Genomic DNA, 6,493 nt, shown 5'->3' with positions numbered 1-6,493 from the left:
ACGGCGTCCTCGCCGCCCTCGCCCAACAGGACCCGGACACCCCCGCACTCCCGCTGCTGCGCCGCGACCGGCCCGAGGAACACACCCTGGTCACCGCGCTCGCCCGGCTGCACGTCGCCGGAGTCCCGGTCGACTGGGCGCGGCTGTTCGACGGCACCGGCGCCCGGCGCGTCGACCTGCCCACCTACGCCTTCCAACACGAGCGCTACTGGCCGCGCCCGGCCCGTCGGATCGGGGACGTGACCGGCGCGGGCCTGTCGCCCGCCGAGCACCCGCTGCTGGGCGCGAGCGTCGCGCTCGCGAACGCCGAGGGCACGCTGCTGACCGGCCGGCTGTCGCTGAAGGCGCAGCCGTGGCTGGGCGACCACCGGGTGGGCGGTGTGGCCGTCTTCCCGCCGACCGGGTTCCTGGAACTGGCCGTCCGGGCCGGTGACCAGGTGGCCTGCGACCGGGTCGAGCGGCTGACCCTCGCCGAGCCGCTCGTCCTGCCCGAGGACGGCGCGGTCGTCGTGCAGATCCAGGTGGACGCGCCGGTGGCCTCCGGCGCCCGCCCGGTGCGGATCTTCTCCCGCCCGGACGCCGACGCCGACGGCGCGTGGACGGAGCACGCCTCGGGCGAGCTCGTCCGTGGCGAGCGCACGGCCGGGTTCGACGCCTCGGTGTGGCCGCCGAAGGGCGCGGTCGTCGCGGAGCTCACCGGGCTCCGGGAGGAGGCGGACCTGGGCCCGGTCTTCGACGGGCTGCGGTCGGTCTGGCGGCGCGGCGAGGAGATTTTCGTCGAGGCGGTCCTGCCGGGCGAGGCGGCCGGTGAGGCCGGGGGGTTCGGTGTGCACCCGGCCCTGCTGGCGGCCGTCCTGCGGGCGGACGGCCGGGGGCTGGTGCCGGTGGCGTGGTCCGGGGTGTCGCTGCACGCCTCGGGTGCGTCCGTGGTGCGGGCGCGGCTCGTGCGCATGGGCGCGGAGACGCTCGCGCTCGCCCTCGTGGACGCCGCCGGGGAGCCGGTGCTGTCGGCCGAGGCTCTGACGCTGGCCGAGCCGGCGGCGGTGGCCGTTCAAGGGACGGCCGGGTCGCTGCTGCGACTGGAGTGGGTGCCCGCGCCCTCGCGTGCGGGTGAGCCCGTGACGGCGGTGACGCTGGGGGAGGACCTGGCGTCGCTCGGCGAGGTGCCGGACGTCGTGATCGTGCCCGTGGCGGGCGGTTCGTCGCCCGAGGCGGTGCACGAGGTGACGGTGTGGGCGCTGGGCCTGGTGCAGGAGTGGCTGGCCGAGTCGCGGTTCGCCGACGCGCGCCTGGTGTTCGTCACCCGGGGAGCCATGGCGGGTGGCGAGGACCCCGTCGGCGCCGCCGTGTGGGGCCTGGTGCGGGCGGCCGAGTCGGAGAACCCGGGCCGGTTCGTCCTCGTGGACGCGGACGGTGAGCTCCCGCTGGACGCGGTGCTGGCCGTGGGCGAGCCGCAGGTGGTGGTGCGCGACGGCGTCGTCCGGGTGGGCCGACTGACCCGTGCCGCACTTGCCGACGAACCCTCGTCCGGCTGGGGCACGGGCACCGTGGTCGTCACCGGTGGCACCGGCGGCCTGGGCCGTCTCGTCGCACGCCATCTCGTCACCGAACACGGCGTTCGGGAGCTGCTGTTGCTGAGTCGGCGCGGGGGCGCCTCCGAGCTGGTGGACGCGCTGGCGGAGCTGGGCGCCCGCGCCGAGGTCGTGGCCTGTGACGCCGCCGACCGGGAGGCGCTCGCGCAGGCCCTGCACGGCCGGAGGATCACGGGCGTCGTGCACGCGGCGGGTGTGCTGGACGACGGCGTCGTCACCGCGCTGACGCCCGAGCGGCTGTCGACCGTCCTGCGCCCCAAGGTCGATGCCGCCTGGAACCTGCACGAGCTGACCAAGGACCAGGACCTCACGGCCTTCGTCCTGTTCTCCTCCATCTCGGGCGTCATGGGCAGCGCCGGTCAGGGCAACTACGCGGCGGCCAACGTCTACCTCGACGCGCTCGCGCACCGGCGCCGCCACCAGGGCCTGCCCGCCCAGTCGCTGGGCTGGGGCGCCTGGATGCCGACGGCCGGCATGACCGGGACCCTTTCGGAAGCCGACCTGCACCGCATCCGCGCCTCCGGCGTCCCGCCCCTCACCGAGGAGGACGGTCTCGCTCTGCTCGACGCCGCCATGGCCGTCGACGAGCCGTACCTGGTCGCGACCGGCCGCATGGCCGCCGGCACCCGCCCGCGCGGCGAGGTACCCACGATGTTCCGCGCCCTCCTGCCCGCAGGGCGCCGCACCGCCTCCGCCACCGGCACCGGCGCCGCCGCCGTGACGGCCCTCGCCGCCCGCCTCCACGAGCTGCGCGAGAGCGAGCGGCTGCGCCACGTCGTGGACCTCGTCCGTACCGAGGCCGCCGCCGTCCTCGGCCACGCCTCGCCGCAGGCCGTCGCCGCCGATCGCGACTTCCACGACCTCGGCATCGACTCCCTCACGGCACTCGAACTGCGCAACCGCCTGACCGCCGTCACCGGCCTGCGCCTCCCGGCAACGCTGGTCTTCGACCACCCGACGCCCGCTGCGATCGCCGAACTCGTCCTCGCGGAGGTGCTCGGGCGGCACGACGAGCCGCTCGCCCCGGCCGCGGCGGCCGCCGCCACCGCCGACGACCCGATCGCGATCGTCGGCATGGCCTGCCGCCTGCCCGGCGGGATCGGCACGCCCGAGGAGCTGTGGACACTGGTCGCCGAGGGCCGCGAGGGCATCTCCGACTTCCCGACCGACCGCGGCTGGGACCTCGACACCCTGCTCGGCGGCGGCCCCGACGACCGGGGGCGCAGCGCCACCGCGAAGGGCGGCTTCCTGTACGGGGTGGCCGACTTCGACGCGGCCTTCTTCGGCATCTCGCCGCGTGAGGCCCTCGCGATGGACCCGCAGCAGCGGCTCCTGCTGGAGACGTCCTGGGAGGCCGTCGAGCGCGCCGGGATCGACCCGACGACGCTGCGCGGCAGCCGGACCGGCGTCTTCGTCGGCACGGGCGGCCAGGACTACCTGACGCTCGTCATGAACGCCAGGGAGGACATCGAGGGCCACGCGAGCACCGGCCTGGCCGCGAGCGTGGTCTCCGGCCGGATCTCCTACACCTTCGGCCTGGAGGGCCCGGCGGTCACCGTCGACACGGCGTGCTCCTCCTCGCTCGTGGCGATGCACCTGGCCTCGCAGTCCCTGCGCAGCGGCGAGTGCACGCTGGCGCTGGCCGGCGGCGTCACCGTGATGTCGTCCTCGCTCGGCTTCCCCGGCTTCACCCGGCAGGGCGGACTGGCCCCGGACGGCCGCTGCAAGGCGTTCGCGGACGGTGCCGACGGCACCGGGTGGTCCGAGGGCGCGGGCGTCCTGGTGCTGGAGCGGCTCTCGGACGCGCGCCGCAACGGGCATCCGGTGCTCGCCGTCGTGCGCGGCTCGGCCGTCAACCAGGACGGCGCCTCGAACGGTCTGACGGCCCCCAACGGCCCGTCCCAGCAGCGCGTCATCCGCCAGGCCCTCGCCAACGCGCGCCTCTCGGCGGCGGAGGTCGACTTCGTCGAGGGCCACGGCACGGGCACCACCCTGGGCGACCCGATCGAGGCCCAGGCGCTCCTCGCCACCTACGGGCAGGAGCGCGAACGCCCGTTGCTGCTCGGCTCGTTGAAGTCCAACATCGGCCACACCCAGGCCGCCGCCGGTGCGGCCGGCGTGATCAAGGCCGTGCTGTCGATGCAGCACGGCGTGCTGCCCCGCACGCTGCACGTGGACGCGCCGTCCTCGCACGTCGACTGGACGGCCGGTGACATCCGGCTGCTCACGCGGGCCGAGGAGTGGCCGGAGACCGGCCGACCGCGCCGCGCGGGCGTCTCGGCCTTCGGGATCAGCGGCACCAACGCGCACGTGATCGTCGAGCAGGCTCCCATGATGGATCGGGTCGAGGAGGCGGGAGCGGCGCCGGACGTGGTGCCGGGCGTGGTGCCGTGGGTGCTGGCGGGCAAGTCGGAGGCGGCGCTGGACGCGCAGCTCGCACGGCTCGCCGGGCTGGACGCCTCGCCTGTCGACGTCGGCCTCTCACTGGCCGCCGGGCGGTCGCGGTTCGCGCACCGGGCGGTGCTGCTGGACGGCGCCGAGGTGGCCCGGGGCGTCGCCGACGGCGAGTGCAGGACAACGCTGCTCTTCTCCGGACAGGGATCCCAACGGCTCGGCATGGGACGGGAGTTGTATGCCCGCTTCGCGGTGTTCGCCGAGGCCTTCGATGCGGTCTGTGCGCAGTTCGACCCGGCCTTGCGCGAGGTGGTGTGGGGTTCGGACGCGGAGCTGCTGAACCGGACGGAGTACGCCCAGGCCGGGTTGTTCGCCGTCGAGGTGGCGCTGTACCGGCTGGTCGAATCGCTGGGCGTGCGGCCGGAGTTCGTCGCGGGCCATTCGATCGGTGAGGTCGCGGCGGCGCACGTCGCCGGGGTGTTCTCGCTGGAGGACGCCTGCGCGCTGGTCGCCGCCCGGGGCCGGCTGATGCAGGCGCTTCCGGCGGGTGGCGCGATGCTCGCCGTGCAGGCGACGGAGGACGAAGTCCTGCCGTTGCTGGACGAGTTCGTGTCGATCGCCGCCGTCAACGGTCCGAGTTCGGTCGTCGTCTCGGGGACGGAGGAGGCCGTCGCGGCGATCGAGGAGCACTTCGCCGACCGCCGGACGACGCGGCTGCGCGTGTCCCACGCCTTCCACTCGCCGCTGATGGACCCGATGCTGGCGGACTTCCGCGAGGTCCTGAACGGGCTGACCTACCAGGCGCCTTCGATTCCGCTGGTCTCCAACCTCAGCGGCGCCCTCGGCGAGGACTTCACCACCCCCGGCTACTGGGTGCGTCACGTCCGCGAGGCCGTCCGCTTCGCCGACGGCATCCGCGCCCTGCGCGAGGCCGGGGCCACCGCCTTCCTCGAACTCGGCCCCGACGGCGTCCTCACCGCCCTCGCCGAGCAGAGCCTCGGGGACGACGCGGCGGACTGCGTGCGGGCCGCCGCCCTGCGCAAGGACCGCGCCGAGGAGCGCTCCCTGCTGACCGCCCTCGCCGTGCTCCACACGGCCGGCGTTCCGGTCGACTGGGCGGCCCCGTTCGCCGGCACCGGCGCCCGCCGGGTCGACCTGCCCACCTACGCCTTCGACCACCGCCGCTACTGGCCGCGCCCGGCCGCCCTCACCGGCGACGTGACCTCCGTCGGCCTCGTCCCGGCCGAGCACCCGCTGCTCGGCGCCGCCGTCCCGCTCGCCGACGACACCGACGGCGTGCTGTTCACCAGCCGCCTCGCCCTGCGCGTCCACCCGTGGCTGCTCGACCACCGGATCGGCGGCCACCTGGCCTTCCCCGCCGCCGCCTTCGTCGAACTGGCCGTCCGGGCCGGCGACCAGGTCGGCTGCGGCCGGATCGCGGAGCTCACGCTCGGCGACCCGCTGCCGCTCGCCGAGGACGACGAACCCGTCGTGCAGGTGCGCGTCGGCGCCCCCGACGACACCGGCGCCCGCCCGGTGGCCTGCTACGCCCGCCCCGGCGACGCCGCTCCCGACGAGCCGTGGACGCACTGCGCCACCGGCACCCTCGTGCCCCAGGAGAGCGACCTGCCGGACCACGCCCAGGCGGCCTGGCCGCCGGCCGGCGCGCTCGCCGTCGATCTGGACGGCTTCTACCGCGAGCCCGGGCGCGGCCCGGCGTTCCGGGGCCTGCGCGCCGCCTGGCTGCGCGGCGAGGAGGTGTTCGCCGAGGTCGAACTGGACGGCGAACCCGGTGAGGACGCCCGCTACTTCGGCCTCCACCCGGCCCTGCTCGACGCCGCCCTGCACGCCGCCGTGCTGATCGGCGTCGGCACCGAGGAGCAGCTGCCGCAGCCCCAGGCCTGGCAGGGTGTCGCCCTGCACGCCGGGGGAGCGGCCGCCCTGCGGGTGCGCGTCGCCCGCCTCGGCGGGGGCGAGGACACCGTGTCCGTCACCGCCACCGACCCGGCGGGCGGCGCGGTGCTGACCGTCGGCTCGGTCGCCCTGCGCGCCCCGCAGACCGCCACTGCCGCCGCCCGCGCCGGCCGTGACCCGCTGTTCCGGATCGAGTGGGTGCCCGCCCCGGCCACGCCGCCCGCCGCCACGGCGCCGAGCTGCACGGCGCTCGGACGGGACGCCTACGGCACGGGCTCCTCGGCCGCCACGCTCGCGGACCTCGGGCGCCCGGTGCCGGACCTCGTCCTGGTCGCGCTGGACAGCCCGGCCGGTGACGTCCCGGAGGCCGTTCACGCCCACACCACGCGGGTGCTCGCGCTCATCCAGGACTGGCTGGCCGAGGACCGGGCCGCCGCCTCCCGGCTGGTGTTCGTGACCCGGGGCGGCGCCGGGGTGGGCACGGGGCCCAGCACCTCCCCGATCCACTCCGAGACGGCCTCCCGGGGGCAGCCCCGCTCCAACTCGGAAGCGGACGCGGCGGTCAGCGCCAGGTGGACGAGGAGCGATCCGAA

At 76.1% G+C, this 6,493-nt stretch carries 1 protein-coding gene; it reads left to right on the top strand.

Going from position 1 to position 6,493, the window contains the following annotated elements:
• Positions 1 to 6,493, top strand: a 6,493-nt coding sequence (locus tag BG452_RS27440) for a type I polyketide synthase (protein ID WP_188307040.1), incomplete at both ends; no start/stop codon positions are given.

Origin of the sequence: Streptomyces sp. CBMA123 (assembly GCF_014596465.1) — a bacterium.
In the GTDB taxonomy this organism is placed as follows: Bacteria; Actinomycetota; Actinomycetes; order Streptomycetales; family Streptomycetaceae; genus Kitasatospora.
The sequence above is the reverse complement of the archived record's forward strand: the minus strand, read 5'-3'. Positions and strand labels throughout refer to the sequence as shown.